The organism is Janthinobacterium sp. GW822-FHT07H10, from assembly GCF_058798675.1.
In genome coordinates, this window is sequence record NZ_JBXAKS010000003.1 from 493,982 (window position 1) to 519,733 (window position 25,752).

Annotated in this window: 25 protein-coding genes; 6 read left to right on the plus strand and 19 right to left on the minus strand. The window is 59.4% G+C overall.

Features of this window, described 5'->3' with window-relative positions:
* Positions 1–4: 4 nt before the first annotated feature.
* The 12 genes from atpD to mnmG all read right to left on the minus strand — a co-directional run bounded on the left by atpD (position 5) and on the right by mnmG (position 11,370).
* The gene (gene atpD, locus AC1RDJ_RS10010) at positions 5–1,405 is read right to left on the minus strand and encodes a F0F1 ATP synthase subunit beta (RefSeq protein WP_034752705.1); all 1,401 of its coding nucleotides are present in this window, start codon (positions 1,403–1,405) and stop codon (positions 5–7) included.
* A 29-nt stretch (positions 1,406–1,434) separates the two neighbouring features.
* A complete protein-coding gene (gene atpG / locus AC1RDJ_RS10015; protein ID WP_071325905.1) occupies positions 1,435–2,310 on the minus strand; it encodes a F0F1 ATP synthase subunit gamma in 876 nt (291 codons plus the stop codon).
* 62 nt (positions 2,311–2,372) lie between these two features.
* Entirely contained in the window at positions 2,373–3,914 is a 1,542-nt protein-coding gene (atpA, locus tag AC1RDJ_RS10020) for a F0F1 ATP synthase subunit alpha (RefSeq protein WP_034752701.1), read from the minus strand.
* A gap of 78 nt (positions 3,915–3,992) precedes the next feature.
* Positions 3,993–4,538, minus strand: a complete 546-nt coding sequence (locus tag AC1RDJ_RS10025) for a F0F1 ATP synthase subunit delta (protein ID WP_034752699.1) — start codon at positions 4,536–4,538, stop codon at positions 3,993–3,995.
* Between the two features lie 2 nt (positions 4,539–4,540).
* On the minus strand, positions 4,541–5,011 hold the full coding sequence (locus tag AC1RDJ_RS10030; protein WP_071325906.1) for a F0F1 ATP synthase subunit B: 471 nt from the start codon (positions 5,009–5,011) through the stop codon (positions 4,541–4,543).
* A 43-nt stretch (positions 5,012–5,054) separates the two neighbouring features.
* Positions 5,055–5,333 (minus strand): F0F1 ATP synthase subunit C, encoded by a 279-nt coding sequence (gene atpE / locus AC1RDJ_RS10035; protein ID WP_034752695.1) that lies wholly within the window; start codon positions 5,331–5,333, stop codon positions 5,055–5,057.
* Positions 5,334–5,392: 59 nt separating this feature from the next.
* Complete coding sequence (gene atpB, locus AC1RDJ_RS10040; RefSeq protein ID WP_071325907.1) at positions 5,393–6,202, minus strand: F0F1 ATP synthase subunit A; 810 nt, start codon at positions 6,200–6,202, stop codon at positions 5,393–5,395.
* Positions 6,203–6,253: 51 nt separating this feature from the next.
* The gene (locus AC1RDJ_RS10045; protein WP_289887969.1) at positions 6,254–6,622 is read right to left on the minus strand and encodes an ATP synthase subunit I; all 369 of its coding nucleotides are present in this window, start codon (positions 6,620–6,622) and stop codon (positions 6,254–6,256) included.
* 270 nt (positions 6,623–6,892) lie between these two features.
* On the minus strand, positions 6,893–7,777 hold the full coding sequence (locus tag AC1RDJ_RS10050) for a ParB/RepB/Spo0J family partition protein (protein ID WP_493027335.1): 885 nt from the start codon (positions 7,775–7,777) through the stop codon (positions 6,893–6,895).
* 65 nt (positions 7,778–7,842) lie between these two features.
* The gene (locus tag AC1RDJ_RS10055) at positions 7,843–8,613 is read right to left on the minus strand and encodes a ParA family protein (protein WP_071325910.1); all 771 of its coding nucleotides are present in this window, start codon (positions 8,611–8,613) and stop codon (positions 7,843–7,845) included.
* Between the two features lie 178 nt (positions 8,614–8,791).
* On the minus strand, positions 8,792–9,436 hold the full coding sequence (rsmG, locus tag AC1RDJ_RS10060) for a 16S rRNA (guanine(527)-N(7))-methyltransferase RsmG (protein WP_493027336.1): 645 nt from the start codon (positions 9,434–9,436) through the stop codon (positions 8,792–8,794).
* Positions 9,433–11,370 carry a tRNA uridine-5-carboxymethylaminomethyl(34) synthesis enzyme MnmG gene (mnmG, locus tag AC1RDJ_RS10065; protein ID WP_071325912.1) on the minus strand — a complete coding sequence of 646 codons (1,938 nt, stop codon included), beginning with the start codon at positions 11,368–11,370 and terminating at the stop codon, positions 9,433–9,435. Before mnmG ends, rsmG begins: the two co-directional genes overlap by 4 nt.
* 335 nt (positions 11,371–11,705) lie before the next feature.
* On the opposite strand from mnmG, the gene AC1RDJ_RS10070 reads away from it, so the two are divergent.
* From AC1RDJ_RS10070 to AC1RDJ_RS10090, 5 genes are all read left to right on the plus strand, one after another.
* Positions 11,706–12,026, plus strand: a complete 321-nt coding sequence (locus AC1RDJ_RS10070; protein ID WP_071325913.1) for a DMT family transporter — start codon at positions 11,706–11,708, stop codon at positions 12,024–12,026.
* Between the two features lie 86 nt (positions 12,027–12,112).
* The gene (locus tag AC1RDJ_RS10075; RefSeq protein ID WP_289887974.1) at positions 12,113–12,472 is read left to right on the plus strand and encodes an NADH-quinone oxidoreductase subunit A; all 360 of its coding nucleotides are present in this window, start codon (positions 12,113–12,115) and stop codon (positions 12,470–12,472) included.
* Entirely contained in the window at positions 12,463–12,645 is a 183-nt protein-coding gene (locus AC1RDJ_RS10080) for a hypothetical protein (RefSeq protein ID WP_156894983.1), read from the plus strand. Before AC1RDJ_RS10075 ends, AC1RDJ_RS10080 begins: the two co-directional genes overlap by 10 nt.
* A gap of 61 nt (positions 12,646–12,706) precedes the next feature.
* Positions 12,707–13,864: an iron-containing alcohol dehydrogenase gene (locus tag AC1RDJ_RS10085; protein WP_493027337.1), complete on the plus strand. Its 1,158-nt coding sequence runs from the start codon at positions 12,707–12,709 to the stop codon at positions 13,862–13,864.
* Positions 13,865–13,908: 44 nt separating this feature from the next.
* Complete coding sequence (locus AC1RDJ_RS10090; protein WP_493027338.1) at positions 13,909–14,700, plus strand: EAL domain-containing protein; 792 nt, start codon at positions 13,909–13,911, stop codon at positions 14,698–14,700.
* A 47-nt stretch (positions 14,701–14,747) separates the two neighbouring features.
* Here the strand turns inward: AC1RDJ_RS10090 and AC1RDJ_RS10095 are convergent, their stop codons facing one another.
* The 7 genes from AC1RDJ_RS10095 to AC1RDJ_RS10125 form a co-directional block, all read right to left on the minus strand.
* Positions 14,748–16,808 (minus strand): 3-hydroxybutyrate oligomer hydrolase family protein, encoded by a 2,061-nt coding sequence (locus AC1RDJ_RS10095; protein WP_493027339.1) that lies wholly within the window; start codon positions 16,806–16,808, stop codon positions 14,748–14,750.
* 76 nt (positions 16,809–16,884) lie between these two features.
* Positions 16,885–17,865 (minus strand): branched-chain amino acid ABC transporter permease, encoded by a 981-nt coding sequence (locus AC1RDJ_RS10100; RefSeq protein ID WP_493027340.1) that lies wholly within the window; start codon positions 17,863–17,865, stop codon positions 16,885–16,887.
* Between the two features lie 31 nt (positions 17,866–17,896).
* Positions 17,897–18,781, minus strand: coding sequence for a branched-chain amino acid ABC transporter permease (locus AC1RDJ_RS10105; RefSeq protein WP_071325919.1), 885 nt, complete (start codon positions 18,779–18,781; stop codon positions 17,897–17,899).
* Between the two features lie 158 nt (positions 18,782–18,939).
* The gene (locus AC1RDJ_RS10110; protein ID WP_071325920.1) at positions 18,940–20,157 is read right to left on the minus strand and encodes an ABC transporter substrate-binding protein; all 1,218 of its coding nucleotides are present in this window, start codon (positions 20,155–20,157) and stop codon (positions 18,940–18,942) included.
* A 67-nt stretch (positions 20,158–20,224) separates the two neighbouring features.
* Positions 20,225–20,953, minus strand: coding sequence for an ABC transporter ATP-binding protein (locus AC1RDJ_RS10115; RefSeq protein ID WP_493027341.1), 729 nt, complete (start codon positions 20,951–20,953; stop codon positions 20,225–20,227).
* Complete coding sequence (locus AC1RDJ_RS10120; protein WP_071325922.1) at positions 20,953–21,723, minus strand: ABC transporter ATP-binding protein; 771 nt, start codon at positions 21,721–21,723, stop codon at positions 20,953–20,955. Before AC1RDJ_RS10120 ends, AC1RDJ_RS10115 begins: the two co-directional genes overlap by 1 nt.
* A 133-nt stretch (positions 21,724–21,856) precedes the next feature.
* Entirely contained in the window at positions 21,857–23,482 is a 1,626-nt protein-coding gene (locus AC1RDJ_RS10125; RefSeq protein ID WP_071325923.1) for a GMC family oxidoreductase, read from the minus strand.
* Positions 23,483–24,990: 1,508 nt separating this feature from the next.
* Between AC1RDJ_RS10125 and AC1RDJ_RS10130 the strand changes: the two genes are divergently transcribed.
* Positions 24,991–25,749 (plus strand): 5'-methylthioadenosine/adenosylhomocysteine nucleosidase, encoded by a 759-nt coding sequence (locus tag AC1RDJ_RS10130; protein ID WP_493027342.1) that lies wholly within the window; start codon positions 24,991–24,993, stop codon positions 25,747–25,749.
* The last annotated feature ends 3 nt before the right edge of the window (positions 25,750–25,752 follow it).

Consider the following 25,752-nt stretch of genomic DNA (forward strand, 5'->3'; position numbering starts at 1 on the left):
TAACTTAGTTAAGTTTCTTGGCTTTTTCGATTGCTTCTTCGATCGTGCCGACCATGTAGAACGCTTGTTCCGGCAGGTGATCGAGTTCGCCCGAAGCGATCATTTTGAAGCCCTTGATCGTGTCTTTGAGCGAAACGTATTTACCAGGCGCGCCGGTAAAGACTTCAGCGACGTGGAAAGGCTGCGACAGGAAACGCTGCATCTTACGTGCGCGGGCTACCAGCAGTTTGTCTTCCGGTGCCAGCTCGTCCATGCCCAGAATCGCGATAATGTCGCGCAATTCCTTGTAGCGTTGCAGGGTCGTTTGCACGGCACGCGCGGTGTCATAGTGCTCTTGACCGACGATCAACGGATCGAGCTGACGCGAGGTCGAATCCAGTGGGTCCACGGCTGGGTAGATACCCAGGGAAGCGATGTCACGCGACAGCGCAACGGTCGAATCCAAGTGAGCAAACGTGGTAGCAGGCGATGGATCGGTGTAATCATCGGCTGGAACGTAGACGGCCTGGATCGAGGTGATCGAACCGGTCTTGGTCGACGTGATACGCTCTTGCAGACGGCCCATTTCTTCCGCCAGGGTCGGTTGGTAACCCACAGCCGACGGCATACGGCCCAGCAGTGCCGAAACTTCGGTACCGGCCAGGGTGAAGCGGTAGATGTTGTCGACGAAGAACAACACGTCCTTGCCTTCATCACGGAACGATTCAGCGATCGTCAGGCCGGTCAGCGCAACGCGCAGACGGTTACCTGGCGGTTCATTCATCTGACCGTAGACCATCGCGACTTTGGAGTTCTCTGGATTTTCCAGATCGACCACTTTCGCGTCAGCCATCTCGTGGTAGAAGTCATTACCTTCACGGGTACGCTCACCGACGCCGGCAAACACGGACACGCCGCTGTGCGCCTTGGCGATGTTGTTAATCAGTTCCATCATGTTCACGGTCTTGCCTACGCCAGCGCCGCCGAACAGACCAACTTTACCGCCTTTTGCAAACGGGCAAACCAGGTCGATCACCTTGATGCCGGTTTCCAGCAGTTCTTGCGATGGCGACAGTTCGTCGTATGCAGGAGCGGTGCGGTGGATCGACGCGATCTGCTCGTGCGACACGGGGCCGCATTCGTCGATCGGGTTGCCCAGCACGTCCATGATGCGACCCAGGGTTGCTTTACCGACTGGCACCATGATAGGTTTGCCGGTATTTTGAATCATCATGCCGCGACGCAGGCCATCGGACGAGCCGAGTGCAATGGTACGGACAATGCCGTCGCCCAACTGCTGTTGTACTTCCAGGGTCAGTTCCGAGCCTGCCATCTTCAAGGCATCAAATACCTTAGGCATCGCGTTGCGGGGAAACTCAACGTCCACCACAGCGCCGATACACTGAACGATTTTGCCATCAGCCATGTTCGTTCCTTCAATATAGTTAAATTCGTTTAAACCGCAGCCGCACCGGCGACGATTTCGGAGAGTTCTTTGGTAATCGCAGCTTGGCGGGTCTTGTTGTAGATCAGCTTCAATTCGCCGATCACACTACCCGCGTTGTCGCTTGCAGCTTTCATCGCGACCATCCGTGCCGATTGCTCGGACGCCAGATTCTCCGCGACTGCCTGGTACACCAGCGCTTCTACATAGCGCTCCAGCAATTCGTCGATGATGCTTTGCGCATCCGGCTCGTAGATGTAATCCCACGAGTGTGCGCTCTTGTCGGCGACCATCTTGTCGGCCGTCAATGGCAGCAACTGTTCGACCACTGGCTCCTGCTTCATCGTGTTGATGAATTTGGTATAGCACAGGTACACTGCGTCGAGCTTGCCTGCCTGGAACTCTTCGAGCATGACCTTGACAGGTCCGATCAGTTTGTCCAGGTGGGGCGTATCACCGGTCTGAATGGCAGAGGCGACGATCTTGACGCCGATGCGATTCAAAAAACCCAAACCCTTGTTACCGATGGCAACTGCTTCAACCCGATTGCCAGCTGCTTCCAGCTCGCGCGACTTCGACGTCACCTGGCGCAGGATGTTGGTGTTCATGCCGCCGCACAGACCCTTGTCGGTCGTGACAACGATGAAACCTACTGCCTTCGCTTGCGTGCCCTGGGCAGCTGCCAGGAACGGGTGCGTGTATTCCGGATTGGCGGTCGCCAGATTGGCGGCGATATTCCGAATCTTGTCACTGTAGGGACGAGCGGCCCGCATCCGGTCTTGCGCCTTGCGCATTTTGGACGCGGCGACCATTTCCATCGCCTTGGTGATCTTCTTCGTATTCTCTACGCTCTTGATCTTGCCTCGTATCTCTTTGCTTGATGCCATGAGTCCTTACTCCTTCTGCGCGTAGGGCGGCGCCTCACTCGAGGTGGGCGCCGCCTGGCCGCTTAATATGCGCCGGATTTCTTGAAATCAGCAATGGCCGCCGACAGAGTTGCTTCGCTGTCTTTGTCGAGTTGCTTGGTTTCTTCGATCTTGGCCAGCAGAGCAGCTTGCTTGGTCTTCATGTAAGCGTGGACACCAGCTTCGAACGACAGCACTTGCTTGACTGGCACGTCGTCCATGAAGCCCTTGTTCACCGAGAACAGCGATACGGCCATCAGCGAGATCGACAGTGGCGAGTATTGGGCTTGCTTGAGCAATTCCGTTACGCGCGCGCCGCGGTCCAGCTGCTTGCGGGTCGATTCATCCAGGTCCGAAGCGAACTGCGCAAACGCGGCCAGTTCACGGTACTGCGCCAAGTCGGTACGGATACCGCCGGACAGGTTTTTGATGACCTTGGTCTGGGCGGCGCCACCGACGCGCGATACGGAAATACCGGCGTTAATTGCAGGACGGATACCGGCGTTGAACAGCGAGGTTTCCAGGAAGATCTGACCGTCGGTAATCGAAATCACGTTGGTTGGAACGAATGCGGACACGTCGCCAGCTTGCGTTTCAATGATCGGCAGTGCCGTCAGGGAACCGGTCTTGCCTTTGACGGCGCCGTCGGTGAACTTCTCGACGTAGTCGGCGTTCACGCGTGCTGCGCGTTCCAGCAGGCGGCTGTGCAGGTAGAACACGTCGCCTGGGTACGCTTCGCGACCTGGTGGACGGCGCAGCAGCAGCGAGATTTGACGGTATGCAACAGCTTGTTTCGACAGATCATCGTAGACGATCAGTGCATCTTCACCGCGGTCACGGAAGTATTCGCCCATGGCGCAACCGGAGTACGGCGAGATGTATTGCATGGCGGCCGATTCCGAAGCGGAAGCGGCGACAACGATGGTGTATTCCATCGCGCCGTGCTGTTCCAGCGAGCGCACGATGTTCTTGATCGACGAGGCTTTTTGGCCAATCGCGACGTAGATACATTTCATGCCCTGGCCTTTTTGATTGATGATCGCATCAATCGCCACGGCCGACTTGCCGGTTTGACGGTCGCCGATGATCAGTTCGCGCTGGCCGCGGCCAACTGGAACCATCGCATCGATCGACTTCAGGCCGGTTTGCATCGGTTGCGACACGGATTCACGGGCGATCACGCCCGGGGCGATTTTTTCAATCGCGGCCGTCAGTTTGGTTTCGATGGCGCCTTTGCCGTCGATCGGCTGACCCAGCGCGTTGACTACGCGGCCGAGCAGCTCAGGACCGACTGGCACTTCCAGAATGCGGCCGGTGCATTTCACCGTGTCGCCTTCGGAGATGTGCTCGTAGGCACCCAGAATCACGGAGCCGACGGAGTCGCGTTCCAGATTCATGGCCAGGCCAAACGTGTTGCCTGGGAATTCCAGCATCTCGCCTTGCATCACGTCCGACAAACCGTGGATGCGGCAGATACCGTCGGCGACGGAAATAACCGTGCCTTGATTACGCACTTCAGCGCCGCCGTCAAGACCTTGGATCCGGCTCTTGATCAACTCGCTGATTTCAGATGGGTTGAGTTGCATACTAACTCCTAAAAGTGTTTCTCTCAGCTTGCGCGAGGGGTAAGGGTCTGTCTTAGCTGGCCTGCCGAAGCGCGTGTCTTACGACACCAGTGCAGCGTGCAGTTGCTGCAGCTTGGCGCGCACCGAGGTGTCGAGCACTTGGTCGCCAACAACCACGCGCACGCCGCCGAGCAGCGATGGATCCACTGTGACGGCAGGGTTGAGCTTACGACTGAATTTCTTTTCCAGCGTTGCGACCAGCTCGGCCGTTTGGCCTTCGCTCAGATCGAAAGCGCTCGTGATCTCGGCGTCAGCCGCACCTTCCAGGCCATTTTTCAAGGCATGGAATTGCGCGCCGATTTCCGGCAGCAGGCTGATGCGGCCATTTTCGATCAACATGGTGACGAAGTTTTTCACTTCCTCATTGAGCGGCGATTTCAACAACGACAGGATGGTGGCGGCGACGTCGCTTTCCGAAACTTTCGGATTGCGCGCGTACGCCTGTACCTCGGGGTGGCTACCGATCTGTGCCAGTTCGGACACCAGTTCGGACCACGCCGCGAGGTTGCTTGACTCCTTACCAGCTTGGGCTACGCGGAACAAAGCTTCCGCGTAGGGACGGGCGACGGTTGCGAGTTCTGCCATGATTACAGCTCGACAGCAAGACGCTGCAACATTTCGGCGTGAGCCGTTGGGTTTACTTCACGCTTCAAGATCTGCTCGGCACCCTTGACAGCCAGGTCAGCCACCTGAGCGCGCAATTGTTCGCGTGCTTTCGACAGTTGCTGTTCGGCGTCCGACTGGGCTTGCGCAATGATACGCGCAGCTTCAGCTTGTGCATTTTGCTTGATCTCTTCAGCAACCAGCTGCGCGCGCTTTTCAGCGTCCGCAACGCGTTGCGAAGCTTCTTCACGTGCACTGTTCAATGCCTCTTGCGCACGCTTTTCAGCGACAGCCATCGAAGCTTGACCTTGATCGGCAGCAGCCAATCCATCCGCGATTCGTTTGGCACGCTCATCCAGCGCGTTGTTCAGCGCTGGAAATACGAACTTCATCGAGAACCAGACCAACACCGCGAAGGTGATCATCTGGCCGATGAGCGACATATTGATGTCCATACCTTTGCTCCTAACTAAAAGTTTCTCCTAGGGTTGGAGCGAATTACTGAGCAACAGCCGTCAGAGCGGACAGGAACGGGTTAGCGAACGTGTACAGCAGAGCAACACCAACGCCGATCATCGAGATAGCATCCAGCAGACCAGCGATAACGAACAGTTTGGTTTGCAGTTGTGGCATCAGTTCTGGTTGACGTGCCGAAGCTTCCAGGAATTTGCCACCCAAGATAGCGAAGCCCAGAGCGGTGCCGATTGCGGCCAGGCCGATGATGATTGCTGCTGCCAGAACGGTCATGCTTTGTACTTGTGCGATCAGAGCTTGCATAAAATTCTCCTAAATTTAAAAACGAAAGATACTAAAAAAACAAAATATAAAGTTAATGATTAATGTTTCTCAACCGCGAGGCTCAGATACACAACCGTCAACGCCATAAACACAAAAGCTTGCAAAGTTACAATCAAGATATGGAAAATTGCCCATGGACCACCCAACGCCCACTGTGCCCACCAAGGCAACAACGCGATCAAGATGAAAATCAGTTCGCCGGCATACATATTGCCGAACAGTCGCAGCGACAGGGAGATCAGTTTTGCAACCAACTCAACCATTTGCAGCAAGAAATTGACGGGTGCCAAGGCGATCGTGCCGATCAGGCCGCTCGCATGGAACGGCGCCGTGAACAGTTCCTTGATCCAGCCGCCCAGGCCCTTGGCCTTGATCGAGAAGGCGATCACGCACAGCACGACCGACAGCGACATGGCGAAGGTGTGGTTGACGTCGGCGGTCGGCACGGCGCGCAGCTTATGCACGCCAAACCAGCTGAGGATCTTCGGCAACAGGTCAACCGGCAGGAAGTCCATTGCATTCAACAACCAGACCCAGACAAAAATAGTGATGGCCAGCGGCGCGATGACCTTGCTTTTCGCGTGGAAGGCCCCATTAATAGTGTCATTGACGATTTCCATGACCATTTCGACGAAGTTTTGCAACTTGCCAGGCACGCCGGCAGTGGCACGACGCGAAGCCATGTAGAAGACACCGAGGAAGACAAAGCCCAGAATGGCCGAAATCCAGAACGTATCCAGATTGATCGTGCCTTCGGCATTGCGTAGGTGAGCCAGATGGTGGCTGATGTATTCTGTGGCGTTGGCCGGGGCAGCATGGCCCGCTTCAATAGCGTGTTCTGTGGTCATAATGAATTTAGATTTGTCGTTTCAGAGCACAACAGGCCCCAAAACCAATGATTAAACAGCGAGCAATGAAAACCAGTATGCTAAGGTTGCCACCGCGAAACCCAAGATCAGCCATAACCAGGCGGCCGACTGAAACAACACCAGTGCCAAGATAAAGAGCACCGCTGTGATAAATATTTTCACCACTTCTGCGCGCAAATGCGCCCGGAATGCCTTGTTGGCGTCGCTAGAACCGCGAACGACCAGCATGGCATACACCAGGCTACCGATGACTGCGATAGCGCCGCCGTATGCGGCGGACCAGCCTCTCACACTGCCACCGAAAAACAGGGTGACCGTGGCAAAACTGATAGCGATTGCGAGCTGCAAAGCAACTACTTTGTAGACAGGTTTGGCAATATTTTGTTGTGAATCACTCAATTGCCAGGTTCCCGGAAAAATCTACACACGCAAAGACACGGGATTATAGTTGGCTTTGATCTATAGAGTCAAACGTTGCTGCACCGCAGCAGGGCAATTGCTGCGCGAAACTGACGCTTTACCGACTATTCGCCGCCATTTGCACCACTATATGGCAAAGTCGCTTGCCGGGCCGCTTCCAGCCGTGTTATCAAGGAATTACGTGATGCGCCTGGAAAGCGTTAACGACTTGTCCAGGCCGCCATTTCCCCTATCTTTGCAACTTGCTATTTAACCACGCAAGCGGGCCAATACCCCATCAAGCACGTCCAGGTCCGCAAAATCGATCACCAATTGGCCGCGGCCCTTATTACCCATTTTAAAAATCACGGGCGTGGCCAGGACGTCGGACAATTCCTCTTCCAGGCGCGCGATATCGCCGGACTTCTCCTTCTGCCGCGGCTCGACCGGATTCGCCGCTTCCTCGAGCGTGCGCGTCACCAGCTTTTCCGTTTCGCGCACCGACAGGCGCTTGGCCACGACCTGGTTCGCCAGGGTGATCTGGCTGGCCGCGTCGACGGCCAGCAGCGCGCGCGCGTGGCCCATGTCGATGTCGCCGGCCATCAGCATGGTCTGCACGGGACTGGCCAGATTCATCAGGCGCAACAGGTTGGAGACAGCGCTGCGCGAGCGTCCCAGCGCAGTGGCCGCTTGCTCATGCGTAAAACTGAAGTCGGCGATCAGGCGGTGGATGCCCTGCGCCTCTTCCAGCGGGTTCAGGTCTTCGCGCTGGATATTCTCGATCAGCGCCATGGCAGCCGCGGCCAGGTCGTCCACATCGCGCACCAGCACCGGCACTTCCGTCAGGCCGGCCAGTTGCGAGGCGCGGAAACGGCGTTCACCGGCGATGATTTCATATCTAATCGCGCCGCTGAGGGTGTCCTGCCCGATCGGGCGCACCAGGATGGGCTGCATCAGCCCCTGCGCCTTGATCGAGGCGGCCAGTTCATTCAAGGCCCCTTCATCCATGCGCGTGCGCGGCTGGTACTTGCCGGCTTGCATTTGTGACACGGGCAAGTTCGACGGTTGATGCGTGTCCGGACTGGCGAAGTCGCCGCCGCCGCCCAACAGGGCGTCGAGTCCGCGACCCAGTCCTTTTAATTTTTTCGTAGCCATGCTGTCCTAATCGTGTTTTCAGAGTAAGCGCTCACATCATTTTGTGTATGGCGCCATCTCCTCGTTTACATATGTTTGATGCGTTCGACCATCTCGGCGCCGAAGGCGATATACGCCTGGGCGCCCTTCGAGCTCGGATCGAAGGTCACGCCGGGCAAGCCGTACGATGGCGCTTCGGCCAGGCGCACATTGCGCGGGATGATGGTATTGAAGACCTTGTCGCCGAAGTGCTGTTCCAGCTGCGCCGACACTTGTTGCGATAATGTCATGCGTGGATCGAACATCACGCGCAACAGGCCGATGATCTTCAAGTCCGGGTTCAGGTTCGCATGCACCTTCTTGATGGTGTTGACCAGATCGGACAGGCCTTCGAGCGCGTAGTACTCGCACTGCATCGGGATGATCACGCCATGCGCGGCGCACAGGCCGTTCAGGGTCAGCATCGATAATGCCGGTGGGCAATCGACGAGGATGAAGTCGTATTCGTCGTCCACTTCGGCCAGCGCCTCCTTCAGGCGGCGTTCGCGGTTGTCCAGTTCGACCATCTCCACTTCGGCGCCGGCCAGCTCGCGGTTCGACGGCAAGACATCGAAGCGCCCCGCTTCCGAACGCTGGCGTGCCGTTTTGACATCGGACTCGCCCAGCATCACTTCATAGGTGGACGCCTTCAGGCCGGCCTTGTTGATGCCGGCGCCCATGGTCGCATTGCCCTGCGGGTCGAGGTCGACCAGCAGCACGCGCTGGTTCAACTTGGCCAGACCGGCGGAGAGGTTGACACTTGTTGTGGTTTTACCAACACCACCCTTTTGATTTGCTACACAAAAAATTTTGGCCATGTATCTTCTAGTTGTAAAGAGATGCAAACTTCATCGTGCGCCCCGGCATTTTTACCGAAACGATTTATACTGTTTATTTCATTTATACGATATAAATCGTTTATACGGTTTATATGATTTATATGATTTATACCGTATAAACCATTTATATGATTTATATCGTTTAATTTTCCGGCGCTTAAACTCTTGCCATAAAGACCAGATGACGCTCTGCATTTAGCCCTGGCACCGCGATTGCGCGTAGCTCCGTAACTCGCCATTCCGCTGGCAGTCGCTCGCGCTCGTCTGGCGGCGCCACGCCCTTCAAGGCGATGAATTGACCGCCCTCCTCCAGCACGTGGCCCGACCAGTTGACGAAGTCCGACAGGTCGGCGAAGGCGCGCGAGGTGATCACGTCGAATTTCCGCTTCACTTCCAGCTGTTCCACCCGCTTCGTGTACACGGTGACGTTGGCCAGGCCCAGTTCCGCCTTCACTTGCGTCAAGAATGCCGTCTTCTTGTGCACGGTGTCGATCATCGACACCTTCACATCGGGCCGCGCGATGGCCAATACCATGCCCGGCAAGCCGCCACCGGCACCCACGTCGAGCACGTTTTTCGCCTCCGCGAACGCCGGTACGGCGGCCAGCGAATCGAGCACGTGCAGGGTCAGCATCTGCATGGGATCGCGCACCGACGTCAGGTTGTACACGCTATTCCATTTGGCCAGCAAGGCCAGGTAATCGAGCAGTTTTTCCGTCTGATCCGCGCTCAGCTCCAGCCCCAGCGCGGCGATGCCTTCATTCAAAATCTGGGCCAGTGCGGCCCGGTCAAACTGCTTCATTCAACAACCTCGTCCTTTAAAGTGGTGGTCTGCGCGGCACCGAAACCGCGCTTTTTCAAGTGCACCAGCAGCAGCGAAATCGCCGCCGGCGTCACGCCGGAAATACGCGATGCCTGGCCCAGGGTTTCCGGGCGCTGCTTGTCGAGTTTTTGCCGCACTTCGACCGACAGCGCACCGATATCGAGGTAATTGAAACCCTCGGGCAAGGCCAGGTTTTCATAGTGTTCATGGCGCTCGATTTCCTTGCTCTGGCGCTCGATGTAGCCCGCATATTTGAGCTGGATTTCCACCTGTTCGCGCACGGCGGGATCCGCCACGCCGGGGCCGGCCAGGGCCTGGCCTTCGACGCCCGTCATGCTCATCAGGGTGTCGTAGGCCACGTTCGGCCGGCGCAACAAGTCCGCCAGCGAATATTCGCGCTCGATGGCCTGGCCAACGATGCGCTCCGACTCGGCAGCTGCCAGGATGCGTGGATTGACCCATGTGGAACGCAGGCGCTCGAGTTCCAGCGCCACCGCTTCGCGCTTGGTCTCGAAGGCCTGCCACTGGGCGTCGCCGACGCAGCCCAGGGCGCGGCCGATTTCCGTCAGGCGCATGTCGGCATTGTCTTCGCGCAGGCTCAGACGGTACTCGGCGCGGCTGGTGAACATGCGGTACGGTTCCTGCACGCCCTGCGTGATCAGATCGTCGACCAGCACGCCCAGATAGGCCTCGGAGCGGCCCGGTACCCAGGCGTCCTTGTCCTGCGTCAGCAAGGCCGCATTCAGGCCCGCCAGCATGCCTTGCGCGGCTGCTTCCTCGTAACCCGTGGTGCCATTGATCTGGCCGGCGAAGAACAGGCCGGCGACGGCCTTCGTTTCCAGCGAGGCTTTCAGGCCCCGCGGGTCGAAATAATCGTATTCGATGGCATAGCCGGGACGCAGGATGTGCGCGTTTTCCATGCCCTTCATCGATTGCACGAGGGCGATCTGCACGTCGAACGGCAGGCTCGTCGAGATGCCGTTCGGATAGAACTCGTGCGTCGTCAAGCCTTCCGGCTCGAGGAAGATCTGGTGCGATTCCTTGCCCGAGAAACGGTGGATCTTGTCTTCGATCGACGGGCAATAGCGGGGACCGACGCCTTCGATGACGCCCGTGTACATGGGGCTGCGGTCGAGGCCGGCGCGGATGATGTCGTGCGTCTGCGCATTCGTGTGCGTGACCCAGCACGGCACCTGGCGCGGGTGCATGGCCGTGTTGCCCATCACCGAGAAGACGGGCACGGGATCGAGGTCGCCCGGCTGTTCCTGCATCACGGAAAAGTCGATCGTGCGACCGTCGATGCGCGGCGGCGTGCCCGTTTTCAGGCGGCCCTGCGGCAGTTTCAATTCCTTCAGACGGGCCGACAGCGAGATGGCGGGCGGGTCGCCGGCGCGGCCAGCCGAGTAGTTGTTCAGGCCCACGTGGATCTTGCCATCGAGGAAGGTGCCGGCCGTCAGCACGACGGCGCGCGCGAGGAACTTCAGGCCGATCTGCGTCACGGCGCCAACGACCCGGTCGCCTTCGACGATCAAGTCATCGACGGCTTGCTGGAACAGCCACAGATTCGGCTGGTTTTCCAGGCGCGAGCGGATGGCGGCCTTGTAGAGAATGCGGTCGGCCTGGGCGCGCGTGGCGCGTACTGCCGGGCCTTTCGAGGAATTCAGGATGCGGAACTGGATGCCGGACTCGTCGGTGGCGATGGCCATCGCGCCGCCCATGGCATCGACCTCCTTGACCAGGTGGCCCTTGCCGATGCCACCGATGGAGGGATTGCACGACATCTGGCCCAGTGTCTCAATATTATGCGTGAGCAATAGCGTCTTCTGCCCCATGCGGGCGGAAGCGAGGGCCGCCTCGGTACCGGCGTGACCACCACCGACAACGATGACGTCGAATTCTGTAGGAAATAACATGATAAATAGGTAACAGTGCAAGTAAAATGCGAGAAGAGAGCTCCGATTATAGAGTCTTTTTGCAAGCGCAACCTTCGACAGGCCAATTTTTGCTTAATTTTTACTCAGCAAGCCCTGTGCAACAGGCATTTTTGTTCCACGTGAAACACACATGCTGGCCACGGCTGCCGTGTACCAGGCACGACAGGGATGGCGGCCGCGCCCGTTTTTCGCTACAATCGCACCATCGTTCGCCAACGTGGTCACGCCCGTGACCGCCAGAACGATGCTCTGGAGGACGGCCTCCCCCATCATGGGAACACACCGGGACGGCCCGCTCTGCACAAGGAGCCACCGTGGTCTGGATACTCTTATTCATCGCCGGTATTTTTGAAGTCGTCTGGGCATATTCGATGAAGCTCTCCGACGGCTTCAGCAAACCCATCCCCTCCCTGATCACCCTCGTCATGATGATCGCCAGCTTCGGCTTGCTGTCGTTCGCCATGCGCAGCATTCCGCTGGGCACGGCGTACACGATCTGGACCGGCATAGGCGCCATCGGCGCCTTCATCGTCGGCATCGTGGCGCTCGGTGAACAGCTGAGCTTTATGCGCGTCTGCGCCGCCATCCTCATCGTCTGCGGCATCGTGCTGATGAAGATGTCTTCGGCACATTAAGTCACCTGACCGGCGTGCCGCCAGGCGCAAGCGCGTCTGCGCGGCACCGCCACGCCCACCGTTTCATTCTCGTCATAGGAAATCTCATGCTGCTCGAAAACTACTTTCCCGTCCTGCTGTTCATCCTCGTCGGCATCCTGGTCGGCATCGTGCCCATGCTGCTGGGGCGCGTGCTGGGACCGCACAAGCCCGACGCGCAGAAGCTGTCGCAATATGAATGCGGCTTCGAAGCGTTCGGCGATGCACGCATGAAGTTCGACATCCGTTTCTACCTGGTCGCCATCCTGTTCATCCTGTTCGATATCGAAGTGATCTTCCTCATGCCGTGGGCGGCGAACGTGAAGGAACTGGGGCTGCTCGGCTTCTGGGCCATCATGGCCTTCCTCACCGTGCTGACCATCGGCCTCGCGTATGAGTGGAAAAAAGGAGCGCTCGAATGGGAATGAGCAATCTGCTGTTCCTGAATATGTTGATGGGGATCGGCCTGGCCTATGCCGCCATGCGCGAGTACCGCAAGAATGCCCGCACCTTCCGCGTGCTGGCCGCGGTATCCGGCCTGTCACTCCTCGTCTGCCTGGGACAGGCCGGCCTGCTGCCAGGTATAAACGGTTCCACGTGAAACAGACATGGCGCTGGAAAGCGGAGTAAGCTGACGACTGTCCTTACTGCCAGGAGCAGGCATGTCCGCCTTCCAGTTCCGCACCGTGCCCCATCTGATCATCGAGGCGGGTGCCGCCGCCCAGTTGGGCGCGCATGTCGCCCGCCACTTCCCCCTCGTTCGCCGCGCCCTGCTCGTCACCGATGCGGGATTCTTGCGCACGGGCCAGGCCGCCCTTCCCCTGCACAGCTTGCAGGCGGCCGGCATCGAGACGCATGTGTTTTCCGAGGTGCAAGCCGATCCGCCCGAAGCCGTCGTATTGGCCGGCGTGGCGATGGCGCAGATGTTTCACGTGGAACTGATTATCGGCCTCGGCGGCGGCAGCTCGCTCGACGTGGCCAAGCTGGTGGCCGTGCTGGCGCCTGGCCACCAGGACCTGGCGCAGCTGTATGGCATCGGCAATGTACAGGGCCAGCGCCTGCCCCTCGTGCAGTTGCCGACCACGGCAGGCACCGGCTCCGAAGTCACCAACATCGCCATCGTCACCACGGGCGCCACCACCAAGATGGGCGTCGTCGCGCCGCAACTGTATGCGGACCTGGCCATCCTCGACGCCAGCCTGACCCTGGGCTTGCCTGCGCCCGTGACGGCCGCCACGGGCATCGATGCCATGGTGCATGCGATCGAAGCCTATACCAGCCGCCTGCTCAAGAACCCGCTGTCCGACATGCTCGCCACGCAGGCGTTGTCGCTGCTGTCGGCCAACCTCGTCGCCGCCTGCCAGGACGGGGCCAGCTTGCCGGCGCGGCAAGCCATGCTGCTGGGCGCCATGCTGGCCGGCCAGGCGTTTTCCAACGCACCCGTCGCGGCCGTGCACGCCCTCGCCTATCCGATCGGCGGCCTGTTCCACGTGCCACATGGCTTGTCGAATGCGTTGGTGCTGCCGCATGTGCTGCGCTTTAACCTGTCGCACGCGGCGCCCCTGTATGCACAGCTGGCCACCGTGCTCCGACCCGGCATCACGGGCAGCGACGAGGCGCGGGCCAACACGCTGATCGACATCCTGCACGATATCGCGCTGGCCACCGGCATCGCGCGCACGCTGCGCGAGGTGGGCATCGACGCCAGCGACCTGGACCGGATGGCCGACGCCGCCATGCTGCAAACACGGCTGCTCGGCAACAATCCCCGCGCCGTCACGCGCGACGACGCGCGCGCCATCTACGCGGCCGCACTGTGAAGCAGCAGACGGATTAGCGTGGCCCGCCCTGCTACACTGCCGCCATGACGCCTCCCGATATCCGCATTCACGCCAACACGACCAATTTTCCGCACGGCACCTGTGCGGGCTGCCACGACAGCGCGCCGCTGGGTTTTGCGTTCGAGTATGCCTATCAACCCATCATCGACCTGGACACGCGCAGCATCTATGCGCACGAGGCGCTGGTGCGCGGCCCGCATGGCGAAAGCGCCGCCAGCGTGCTGGCGCACGTCAACGACGAAAACCGCTACCGCTTCGACCAGGCCTGCCGCGTCAAGGCCGTCGCTGGCGCAGCCAGGCTGGGCATGCCAGGCTTTCTATCGATCAATTTCCTGCCCAACGCCGTGTACCGTCCCGACGTCTGCATCCGCAGCACCCTGGAAGCGGCCACCTTGTACAACTTCCCGACCGACAAGATCATCTTCGAAGTAACGGAAGGCGAACGGGTACAGGACCGCCCCCACCTGGTCGAGATTTTCCGCGCCTACCGGCGCTTCGGCTTCCAGACGGCCATCGATGATTTTGGTGCCGGCTATGCGGGCTTGAACCTGCTGGCCGAATACCAGCCCGACATCGTCAAGATCGACATGGACCTGGTGCGCAACATCGACACCTCGCCGCCGCGCCAGGCCATCGTGCGCGCCGTTGCCGGCCTGTGCCGCGAGCTGGGCATCCGCGTGCTGGCCGAAGGCATCGAGACGCGCGCCGAGCGCGACTTCCTCGCCAGCTGCGGCATTTCTTTGATGCAAGGCTACTGGTTTTCCCAGCCTGTGTTCCAGGGCCTGGGACAGATCCCCGAGGCGGCCTGGGCATAAAAAACGGCCACGTGAAACGTGGCCGCTTGTTCCACAGGCAAGGTGCCCTAGTTGGGAATATCCACCATCGTACCAGTCACATTGATGGCATTGCCAGGCGCCGCAGCGGCCGCGATCGGCGGCACGTTGACGTTCGTGATCAGCGTCGACGCATCGGCGCGCGTCACCGTGCGCACCACCTGCGATGGCGGCAAGGCTTGCTGCGATGCCAGATGCGCATACATGGCGTCGAGCGCCCGGTTCAGATACACGTGCAGCGGCACGATCAGGGTCGGCAAGGCATTGCTGAAGGAATCGAAATGGTTCGCGTGCGTCACCTCGATATAGCGCAGCTTGCTGGCTGCGCCATCGGCAGCCGCATTCAAGCCCACATACGCGCGCGCGGCATGATTGACGGGGATCAGGGTGTCGCTGCGGCCATGCACGATGATGGCCGGCTTGCCCTGCAACTTGCCGCTCGCCCGTACCTCGGCCATGCCGGCGCGCACGCGCGCGCTCTGTCCTGCCAGCGTGCCCTGCAGGGTGGCGCCGGTAACGGCATCGCTGCCCGTCGCCAGGCTGCGCAAGCACAGGAAGCCATCGAGCGACTGGTCCGCCAGAGTGGTCGACGGCGAAACGCCCGCCGTATAGACCCTGGCGCCGCCGACGCTGTTTTCATAGACGACATTACCGAGGATGCCGTTCTGCGCGGCAAAACTGGCCGCCTTTTGCGCCGACGTGAACGCGACCGGATTACCGTTGAGGTCAGTCTGCGCAAACGTCAAGCCGCACACCTTGTCTGTCACGGAGAATTTGCCGTAGGCATACGCATACGTGACGGCCACCAGAATGTTCGTGCCCGCATGCGCCGCCTGCAAGGGATCGGAATCCACCAGCCAGCCATACGCCTGCAGGCGCTGCTTCGCATCCTGCTGCTGCGCCGCCAGGTCGGCACCGTTCAATAAACCCTTGCTGACGAGCGCCGTGCAGCGTCCCGCGTTGCCGGCCACGGCAGCGATGCATGGCTGATACAGCGCCGCATAGGTGGCGTAGTCGAACAGCGAACGTCCCGGCGTGTTTACCAGCACCCCGCCCTGGCGCACGCTGTAGCCGGTTGACGACGCCGGCTGGACTTGCGGCTCGCTGGCGGCGACGCCACTGATGAGTCCTTTGCTATCCTGCTCCGCCGCCAGCAGGGCCGAGCCGGCGCCGTTGGAAATGCTCGAGGCGATGGTGATGGTATTCCTCGGCGTCAGGCGCACGATGCGCGAGCTGCCGTCGCGCGCCAGCACACCGTAGCGCTCGTTCAACACGTAATAGGCCATCTCGATGGCCTGCAGGGTGACCTTGCCCCAGTCCTTCTCCGGATTCTGCTGCGAGTGCGCATGCTTGAAGGCGACGCGGTTCGGGTTGGCGCCAGCCCAGGCCAGCCGGTCGGCATCGCTCAGCTCCGGCGCGAAGATGGCGTTCTTGCCGGCGGCGACTCTGCCAGCGCGCACGCCGTTCTGCAAGTTGACGCTGTCGTCCTCGAACACATACAGGCCCGTACCCGAGCCCTTGTCCGCATACGCGACGGCGCAACCTTTTTTCAGTCCCCACTCGCCCGAGCTGCCGATGGCGCCGTAGATGCCGCGCGAACCGCTCGACGTGCCCGTGACGATGCAGGCGTGGTTGGGATCGAAGCTGGCCGGTACCTGCACCATCAGCGTCACGTTCTTCTTGCCCGTGCCGTCGTCGGCGTAGGCGAGGTACTCGCTGCCGGCGACCAGGCCCTCGCCCGTGCCCACCGTGCCGCCCGCGTCCACGTTCGGGCCGTACAGGGTGCCGTAGCCGCTGTTGGCGCTGATATCGAGCACGGCGCGGTAGTTGGCGTGTATCGCATTGCGGCGCAGCTCGAGCGGCGTCGGCTGCTCCCCGTTCGCATACGCGGGCGTGGCCGCCGCCAGCCCCGTCTTGCCCAGGCCGGCCGTGAGCAGATCATTGCTCTTGCCGTCGTAGTCGGCGCGCGTGATGGTGCCCAGGTAGCCGGGCATCTGGTTCAGCTCTTCCGGTGCATGGTTGCTGCCGCAGGCTGCCAACGCCAGCAGGGTGCACAGGCCGCTCCCCGCGCGCGTGATCGTCATTTGCATGGTGGTTCTCTCCGTTGAGGTAACAGTGGACGCACAATGAAAAACGCCGGACGAGCAGTCCGGCGTTGCTTGAAAATCAGACCGAGGCCTTGGCCGCCCTGCCGTCGAAGCGGGCGATGGCTTCGCCGACGATGCCGCGCCGGAACATCAGCACGCAGATGACGAAGATGATGCCGGTGACGATGCCCACCGATTCGCCCAGGGTACCGAACCACTCGACGCCCGTGTGCGTGGCCAGGTAGGTGCCGAAGTCGCCCAGCTTGTTTTCCAGCGCGATGATCAGCACGGCGCCGAGGATGGGACCGGCCATGGTGCCCATGCCGCCCACCAGGGTCATCAGCACGACCAGGCCCGACATGCCCCAGTACACATCCGTCAGGGTTTCAAAGCCCAGCACCAGGGTCTTGGTGGCGCCGGCTAGCGCCGCCAGCGAAGCGGACAGCACGATGGCCATCAGCTTGTACTTGTTGACGTCGTAGCCGAGCGAGATGGCGCGCGGCTCATTTTCCTTGATCGCCTTTAAGACTTGCCCGAACGGCGAGTGGATGGTGCGCACGATCAGGGCGAAGCCGGCGATGAAGATGGCCAGCACGAAGTAGTACAGCACGGTGTCGTTGCCCAGGTCGATGATGCCCAACAAGGTTCCACGTGGAACACCCTGCAAGCCATCCTCGCCGCCCGTGAACGGCAGGCGCAAGGCGAGGAAGTACACCATCTGCGCCAGCGCCAGCGTGATCATCGTGAAATAGATGCCCTGGCGGCGGATCGCCAGGCCGCCCATGATCAGGCCCAGGCCGGCGCCGGTGGCGACACCGGCCAGCAGACCCAGTTCCGTCGGCCAGCCCCAGGTGCGCAGCGCGTAGCCGGTGACATAGCCGGCGCCGCCAAAGAAGGCGGCGTGGCCGAACGACAGCAAGCCCGTGTAGCCGATCAGCAAATTGAAGGCACAGGCAAACAAGGCAAAGCACAGCAACTTCATCAGGAAGACGGGATAGCCGTAAAACGGGGCGGCCAACGCCAGCAGCAAGGCGATGGCGTAGCCTACATTCTTATTCATCGTAATTGCTCCAATACATGACTGATGAGGATTACTTCTCTTTGCCGAACAGGCCGGCGGGACGCAGCAGCAGCACGATGACCATCACGACGAACACCACGGTGGCCGAGCCCTCCGGATAGAACACGCGGGTCAGGCCCTCGATCACGCCCAGGCCCAGGCCTGTCAGGATGGACCCCATGATGGAGCCCATGCCGCCGATCACCACTACGGCAAAGACGACGATGATCAGGTTCGAACCCATCAGCGGCGAGACCTGGATGATCGGTGCCGCCAGCACGCCGGCGAAGCCGGCCAGCGCCACGCCGAAGCCGAAGGTCAGGGTCACCATCAGCGGCACGTTGATGCCGAACGCTTCCACCAGTTTCGGGTTTTCCGTGCCGGCCCGCAGGTAGGCCCCCAATTTGGTTTTCTCGATGACAAACCAGGTGGCCAGGCAGACGAACAGCGACGCCACCACCACCCAGGCGCGGTAGTTCGGCAGGATCATGAAGCCCAGGTCGGTCGCGCCGGCCAGCGCTTCGGGCACCGCGTACGGCTGGCCCGAGACGCCATAGAACGAGCGGAACACGCCTTCCATGATCAGGGTGATGCCAAAGGTCAGCAGCAAGCCATACAGGTGGTCGAGTTTATACAGCCAGCGCAGCATGGTTTTTTCGATCAGGATGCCGAACAGGCCGACGAGGATAGGGGCGATGACCAGCATGGCCCAGTAATTGATGTCGAAATAACTGAGGCCCATCCAGGCCAGGAAGGCGCCCATCATGTACATGGCGCCGTGCGAGAAATTAATAACGTTAAGCAAGCCAAAGATGACGGCCAGACCGAGGGACAACATGGCATAGAACGAGCCGTTGACGAGGCCCAGCAGCAGCTGGCTCATCATCGCTTGTAAAGGAACGCCGAAAATTTCCATGGCATCACAGTATAAAAAGCACCGCCGGATGACGGTGTGGTATCAAGGGAAACACGCCGCCGCAGACCGGCGCGACGGCGCAAGGCGAACCCTGCAGGCGACAAGCGTGCAGGACGGATGGCCCACGCCGGGCCATCCGTTGGAGTAGCTCTACAGCCTTACTTCCACAGCGAACACTTCGATTCGGCCTTGGTCACGTACGCTTGCGCGCCGGGCACGGTGGCCACCACCTTGTAGTAATCCCATGGGTATTTCGACTCGGACGGTTTCTTGACTTCCATCAAATACATGTCGTGCACCATGCGGCCATCGGGACGCACTTCGCCATTCTTCGTGAACATGTCGTTGATCTTGGTCTTTTTCAGGTAGGCCATCACCTTCTCGGTATCGTCGGTGCCGAGCGCCTTGACGGCTTTCAGGTAGTTCGCCGCAGCCGAATAGTCGGCCGCCTGCAGCATCGACGGTTCCTTCTTCATCTTGTCGAAATAACGTTTCGACCAGGCCCGCGTTTCCGGATTCAAGTCCCAGTACCAGCCATCCGTCAGGTACATGCCCTGCGTCAGGTTCAGGCCCAGCGAATGGATGTCGTTGATAAAGATGAGCAAGCCGGCCAGTTTCACGTTTTTCGTCACGCCGAATTCGTTGGCCGCCTTGATGCTGTTGATGGCGTCGCCGCCGGCATTGGCCAGGCCCAGGATTTGCGGCTTGGCCGCTTGCGCCTGCAGCAGGAACGAGGAGAAGTCCGAGGCGCCCAGCGGATGCTTGACGCTGCCCAGCACCTTGCCGCCGGCCGCCTTGACGACTTCGGCCGTGTCTTTTTCCAGCGAATGGCCGAACGCGTAGTCGGCCGTCATGAAATACCAGTTCTTGCCGCCCTGCTTGACGATGGTGCCGCCCGTGCCGCGCGCCAGCGCCACCGTGTCATACGCGTAATGCACGGTGTACGGCGTGCACTCTTCATTCGTCAGGCGCGAGGAGCCGGCGCCGATGGCGACGAAGATCTTTTTCTTTTCCGCCGCCACCTTGGCCATGGCCAGGCTGGCGCCGGAATTGGTGCCGCCGATCAGCATGTCGACGCCCTGCTGGTCGAACCACTCACGCGCCTTCGAGGCGGCGATGTCGGCCTTGTTCTGATGGTCGGCGGAAATGAATTCCACCTTCTTGCCGGCGATGACCACGCCGGCATCGGCGATCGCCATCTTGATGGCTTCCGCGCCGCCGAGGCCGTCGACGTCGGAATACACGCCGGACATATCGGAAATAAAGCCGATCTTGATGGTGTCGCCCGATACCTGGGCGTGCGCGGCGGCGGAAAAGCCCAGTGCAGACAGGGTACACAGGGTGGCGGTGGCAATGGCGATAGCGTTACGTTTCATGGTGTCTCCGTTGGGATTATTGTTTGCTATTCAGTCGATTGCGGGACGACGATACGGCATTACAGGACTACACGCCAAGCAGCTCGGTCAATACCGGCATCTTGGCCTCCAGTTCGGATGCAGCGAAAGTCTCGACGATCTGACCGTGCTCCATCACATAAAACCGGTCCGCCAGCGGCGCGGCAAACCGGAAATTCTGCTCCACCATGACGATGGTGTATCCCTTCGCCTTCAGGGTGGTGATCATGCGCGCCAGGCCCTGCACGATGACGGGCGCCAGACCTTCGGATATCTCGTCGAGCAGCAGCAGGCGCGCGCCCGTGCGCAGGATGCGCGCCACGGCCAGCATCTGCTGTTCACCGCCCGACAGGCGCGTGCCCTGGCTGTGGCGGCGCTCCTGCAGGTTGGGAAACATGGCGTAGATTTCGTCCACCGACATGCCCTTCTCGCCGCTGGCCAGGGTGGGCGGCAGCATCAGGTTTTCCTCGGTCGACAGCGATGAAAAAATGCCGCGCTCTTCGGGACAATAACCGATGCCCAGGTGGGCGATTTTGTGCGTGGCCAAACCTATCGCTTCGACGCCGTTGACCTTGATCGAGCCCGTGCGCGCGCCCGTCAAGCCCATGATCGCGCGCAAGGTCGTCGTGCGGCCGGCGCCGTTGCGGCCCAGCAAAGTCACCACTTCGCCCTGCTCCACTTTCAAGTTCACGTCATGCAGGATGTGCGATTCGCCATACCAGGTGTGCAGCTGGCCAATTTCCAGCGCGGCTGCGCTGCCATTCGATTGTGTCGTCATCAATGCGCCCCTTCCAGCTCGGCGTGGGTGGTGCCCATGTACGCTTCCATCACTTGCGGATTGCGCGACACTTCCGCGTAACTGCCTTCGGCCAGCATGGCGCCGCGCTGCAGGACGGAAATCTTGTCGCAGATGCCGGAGACCACATTCATATTGTGTTCCACCATCAGGATGGTGCGGCCGGCCGAGACCTTCTTGATCAGTTCCGTGACGCGGTGCACGTCTTCGTGGCCCATGCCCTGCGTCGGTTCGTCGAGCAGCATCATTTCCGGCTCCATCGCCAGGGTGGTGGCGATTTCCAGCGCCCGCTTGCGCCCGTACGGCATGTCGACCGTGATGGTGTCGGCAAACTCCGTCAAGTCGACTTCGGCCAGCAAGGCCATGGCGCGGTCGTTGAGCTGGTTCAGGGAACGTTCACTCTGCCAGAAGTGAAACGAGGTGCCGAGCTGGCGCTGCAAGCCGATGCGCACATTCTGCAGCACGGACAAATGGGGAAAGACGGCGGAAATCTGGAACGAGCGGATCACGCCCATGCGGGCGATCTGGGCCGGTTTGGCGGCCGTGATGTCTTTCCCATTGAACAGGATCTGTCCGGATGTGGGGACCAGGAATTTGGTGAGCAAGTTGAAACACGTGGTCTTGCCGGCGCCGTTGGGACCGATCAAGGCGTGGATATGGCCCCGCTCTACCTTCAGGTTCACATCGCTGACGGCGGTGAACCCCTTGAATTCCTTGGTCAAATTTCTTGTTTCCAAGATTACGTTTGACATCGTGTCTCCTAGTTGTACTTTTTGTACTACTTAGTCATTTTTATAATACACAACTTAAATTTAACGCACAATACAGTATAACTACGGGGATTTTTGGCTGGCCCGAATGGCGCAAATGCACGCGGTTACGCGGTCATTTCCAGGCGGCCTGTATCATTTGCGCCGCTTTTTCAGCGATCATCACCGTCGGCGAGTTCGTATTACCAGAAGTAATGTAGGGCATGATGGAGGCATCGACGACGCGCAGGCCGGCCACGCCCAGCACGCGCAACTGGCTGTCGACGACGCTCAAGGGATCGCTGGCCAGGCCCATGCGGCAGGTGCCGACCGGATGAAAGATGGTGGTGCCGATCTGGCTGGCAGCCTGCGCCAACTCTTCCTCGCTCTGGAACTGGATGCCCGGCTTGTATTCTTCCGGCGCAAATTGTTTCAGGGCCGGCGCCGCGACGATGCTGCGCGTCAGGCGCAAGGCATCGGCCGCCACGGCGCGATCCTGCTGCGTACTGAGGTAATTGGGAACGATCTTTGGCGCCGCATAGCTGTCGGCACTGGCGATGTGCACGCTGCCGCGCGACGTGGGCCGCAGATTGCACACGCTGGCCGTAAACGCGGGAAACGCATGCAGCGGTTCGCCGAATTTATCGAGCGACAGCGGCTGCACATGGTATTGCAGATTCGGCGTCGCTTGCCGCGGGTCGGACTTGGCGAACGCCCCCAGCTGCGACGGCGCCATCGACATGGGGCCGCTCTGGAACAGCGCATATTGCAAGCCGATCTGCATCTTGCCCAGCATATTGCTCGCCATGACGTTCAAGGTCTTGACGCCTTGCACTTTGAACACCATGCGCAGTTGCAGATGGTCTTGCAAATTGCCGCCCACGCCAGGGGCGTCGAGCACGGGCGCGATGCCATGTTCCTGCAGCAGGGCGGCCGGGCCGATGCCGGACAATTGCAGCAATTGCGGCGAGCCGATGGCGCCCGCCGTCAGCACGGTTTCACGTCTGGCTGACGCCTGCCACTGCGTGCCACCGCCCGTAAACACGATGCCCGTACAGCGCGGCCCAGTCTCCGTCGTTTCCAGCAATAACCGTTCCACGTGGCAACCGGTCATGATCGTGAGATTGGGCCGGCGCGCGGCCGGTTTCAAAAACGCCTTCGACGTATTCCAGCGGATGCCGCGACGCTGGTTGACGTCGAAATACGCGCTGCCGCCATTGTCGCCGCCGTTGAAATCGCTGGTTTTCGGAATGCCCACCTGCTGCGCCGCATCGCGAAAAGCGTTCAGGATATCCCACGACAGCCGCTGCTTTTCCACGCGCCATTCGCCGCCCACGCCATGGTTTTCCGAGGCGCCGCCGTAATAATCCTCGCTTTGCTTGAACAAGGGCAGCACTTTATCCCAGCGCCAGGAAGCGTCGTCCGTCAAGTCGGCCCAATGGTCATAGTCACCGGCCTGGCCGCGCATATAGATCATGCCGTTGATCGAGGAACTGCCGCCCAGCACTTTGCCGCGTGGATAGATCAGGCTGCGCCCGCCCAGGCCCGCGTCCGCCTGGGTGGAATACAGCCAGTCCGTGCGGGGATTGCCGATGCAATGCAAGTAACCGACGGGAATGTGGATCCAGACGTAGTCGTCCTTGCCGCCCGCTTCCACCAGCAAAACGGTGGCGTTCTTGTCGCGCGTGAGCCGGTTGGCCAGTACGCAGCCTGCCGTGCCGCCGCCCACGATGATGTAGTCGTATTCGCCTGCCGATTCCAATGAAGCTCCTTCAGGTATGCCATCAAGCTGTCGCGCGGCGTGTCTCCCCGCCGCGTCCCGTTTACCAGAGTCTGTGTTCGTTCACGCATGCACGGCCATGAAGTCGCTTTCAAGCCGCAAGCCAGAGTACCACCAGTACCGTGCCAGGGCGACAATAATCGTGCTGATGTCAGCGACTCCAGCGAGCCACGCGAACGTTTCAATGTGGCTAAAACAGGCAAAAACAGGGGCTGGAAGCTGTGGATAAGCATTGGGATATCCACAGGGACGATATGTGCGTAAACGAAAAATTTTTTAGACCGCTTTTTTTTGTCCAGAAACCATCCCAGCCAGATACAACGCTTACTCAACGCTTATCCGTACGCCAAGCGATTGTTTACAAGGATAAATCAGGACTTATCCACAGAAGTTGCTCGCGTTAACTACTATTACTATTCTTGTATACGATCTTATTAAGGTAAACCCGACAACGCGCGCTTTGCCTGCCCTTCTCCTTGAAGAACATGCACGGACCTGTCTTAAAAAAAAAGCCGGCAAGCAGCTTGGACTGAAAAAAAAATCCAGCCAACAACTGAGCAAGGAAAACCGGCACGGCCGGCATCACGTGCACAGCACTGCCAAACCGTTTTGCAAAATGGAAACGTCAACAGACCTGAGCAGACACACTGCCAGCAAGCTGTTCGATATCGAAGAGAGGGGGAATTTGCATCGATTGTGGATAAGTCGCTTGATATCCACAGGATGACTTGTGAGTAAACACGAAGTTATGCGCAGGCCCGCATTTTATACAATTTTGCTCCTCGCGTGATACAGCGATTATGCACGCTTTATTTTGCGCGTAAACGATTGATCCTGTTGAAAAAAAGCGACTTATCCACAGAAAAAAACGCGTTTACTATTACTACTATTTTTATATATAGATCTATTGTAAACCGACAAAAAAAGCGGAAGTCCGGGGATATTTCCAAAAAAGCATAAAAAAACATCAAAAAAAAGCCAACGGCGACAGTCAGAACCACTGCCAAACCGTCTTCCAGGAATCGCTTGAACGCGCACGTCCGTGAAAGAACCGCGCTCGTGGTCACTCAACGTTGATTGCCAGGCAAGGATAGAGGCATGCGAAGCACGTTAAACATGCCGCTAGAGCAAGAAAAACCGCGCTTTTTGCTTGCCGGTGTGGATAAGTGCCTGCATATCCACAGGATGAGATGTGGGAAAACCCGTTCTTTGTCCACAAGCGAACTTTTATCCCAAACAAGTCCTGCCTCGATACAATGTTTATGCGCGTACTTTTTTGTAGCCTAAGTTGATGATTTTTGGGTGGTATACCGACTTATCCACAGAAAAACCGTCGTTTACTATCACTACTATTTTTATGTATACATCTTTATTTAAAACACAGAGATAAACGCGCACGGTGGAAAAGCTGCCCCAATAGCTGTTTTCAGCCTGTAAACCGTCTTCCAACCTGACAAACCTGTAAAAACAGCATGAATTCAAGCAAAAAAATGCGGTTAGGCATCATCAGTGCCTTGCATGAAGAACAGCAGGGGCTGGTAGAAGCCCTGCAAGGGCCCGTGACGCGTTCGCACGGCATGCGCGACTACACCCTGGGAACCCTGTGGAATATCGACGCTGTGTGCGTCCTGTCGCGTCTGGGCAAGGTTGCCGCTGCCATGACAGCTTCTATCCTTGTGGAAAAGTATGGAGTTACCCACATCGTCTTCACGGGCGTGGCCGGCAGTGGGGATAAGCACGTGAAAGTCGGCGATATCGTCGTGGCCGAAGCGCTGCTACAGCACGATATGGATGCGCGCCCCCTGTTTCCCCGCTTCGAAGTGCCGCTGACGGGCTTGCAGCGCTTCGCCACCGACCTGGAACTGAGTTCCCAGCTGGCTGCGGCTGCCGACGATTTCCTGCGTGACGGGCTCGACAGCGTATTGAATGCCGGGCAGTGCCAGGAATTGGCGCTGCAACAGGCGCAAGTGCACCGCGGCATGATCGCCAGCGGCGACCAGTTCATCAGCAGCGCCGCGCATATCCACCAATTGAAACAGGACTTGCCCGATCTGCTGGCCGTCGAGATGGAAGGCGCCGCCGTGGCGCAAGTATGTTTCGAGCTGGGCGTGCCGTTTACCGTCATGCGCACGATTTCCGACAATGCAAATGAAGAGGCGGCCGTCGACTTCATGCGTTTTGTGCAGACAGTCGCCTCGCCTTATGCGTTTCACGTGATTCGCAAGCTGTGCCAGCGCCTGGCGCCCTGACAT

Bases quoted from the DNA above. Each gene is read 5' to 3' on its own strand.
- atpD (WP_034752705.1), bottom strand. From the start codon at position 1,405: ATGGCTGATGGCAAAATCGTTCAGTGTATCGGCGCTGTGGTGGACGTT.
- atpG (WP_071325905.1), bottom strand. From the start codon at position 2,310: ATGGCATCAAGCAAAGAGATACGAGGCAAGATCAAGAGCGTAGAGAAT.
- atpA (WP_034752701.1), bottom strand. From the start codon at position 3,914: ATGCAACTCAACCCATCTGAAATCAGCGAGTTGATCAAGAGCCGGATC.
- AC1RDJ_RS10025 (WP_034752699.1), bottom strand. From the start codon at position 4,538: ATGGCAGAACTCGCAACCGTCGCCCGTCCCTACGCGGAAGCTTTGTTC.
- AC1RDJ_RS10030 (WP_071325906.1), bottom strand. From the start codon at position 5,011: ATGGACATCAATATGTCGCTCATCGGCCAGATGATCACCTTCGCGGTG.
- atpE (WP_034752695.1), bottom strand. From the start codon at position 5,333: ATGCAAGCTCTGATCGCACAAGTACAAAGCATGACCGTTCTGGCAGCA.
- atpB (WP_071325907.1), bottom strand. From the start codon at position 6,202: ATGACCACAGAACACGCTATTGAAGCGGGCCATGCTGCCCCGGCCAAC.
- AC1RDJ_RS10050 (WP_493027335.1), bottom strand. From the start codon at position 7,777: ATGGCTACGAAAAAATTAAAAGGACTGGGTCGCGGACTCGACGCCCTG.
- AC1RDJ_RS10055 (WP_071325910.1), bottom strand. From the start codon at position 8,613: ATGGCCAAAATTTTTTGTGTAGCAAATCAAAAGGGTGGTGTTGGTAAA.
- rsmG (WP_493027336.1), bottom strand. From the start codon at position 9,436: ATGAAGCAGTTTGACCGGGCCGCACTGGCCCAGATTTTGAATGAAGGC.
- mnmG (WP_071325912.1), bottom strand. From the start codon at position 11,370: ATGTTATTTCCTACAGAATTCGACGTCATCGTTGTCGGTGGTGGTCAC.
- AC1RDJ_RS10075 (WP_289887974.1), top strand. From the start codon at position 12,113: ATGCTGCTCGAAAACTACTTTCCCGTCCTGCTGTTCATCCTCGTCGGC.
- AC1RDJ_RS10080 (WP_156894983.1), top strand. From the start codon at position 12,463: ATGGGAATGAGCAATCTGCTGTTCCTGAATATGTTGATGGGGATCGGC.
- AC1RDJ_RS10085 (WP_493027337.1), top strand. From the start codon at position 12,707: ATGTCCGCCTTCCAGTTCCGCACCGTGCCCCATCTGATCATCGAGGCG.
- AC1RDJ_RS10090 (WP_493027338.1), top strand. From the start codon at position 13,909: ATGACGCCTCCCGATATCCGCATTCACGCCAACACGACCAATTTTCCG.
- AC1RDJ_RS10095 (WP_493027339.1), bottom strand. From the start codon at position 16,808: ATGCAAATGACGATCACGCGCGCGGGGAGCGGCCTGTGCACCCTGCTG.
- AC1RDJ_RS10100 (WP_493027340.1), bottom strand. From the start codon at position 17,865: ATGAATAAGAATGTAGGCTACGCCATCGCCTTGCTGCTGGCGTTGGCC.
- AC1RDJ_RS10105 (WP_071325919.1), bottom strand. From the start codon at position 18,781: ATGGAAATTTTCGGCGTTCCTTTACAAGCGATGATGAGCCAGCTGCTG.
- AC1RDJ_RS10110 (WP_071325920.1), bottom strand. From the start codon at position 20,157: ATGAAACGTAACGCTATCGCCATTGCCACCGCCACCCTGTGTACCCTG.
- AC1RDJ_RS10115 (WP_493027341.1), bottom strand. From the start codon at position 20,953: ATGACGACACAATCGAATGGCAGCGCAGCCGCGCTGGAAATTGGCCAG.
- AC1RDJ_RS10120 (WP_071325922.1), bottom strand. From the start codon at position 21,723: ATGTCAAACGTAATCTTGGAAACAAGAAATTTGACCAAGGAATTCAAG.
- AC1RDJ_RS10130 (WP_493027342.1), top strand. From the start codon at position 24,991: ATGCGGTTAGGCATCATCAGTGCCTTGCATGAAGAACAGCAGGGGCTG.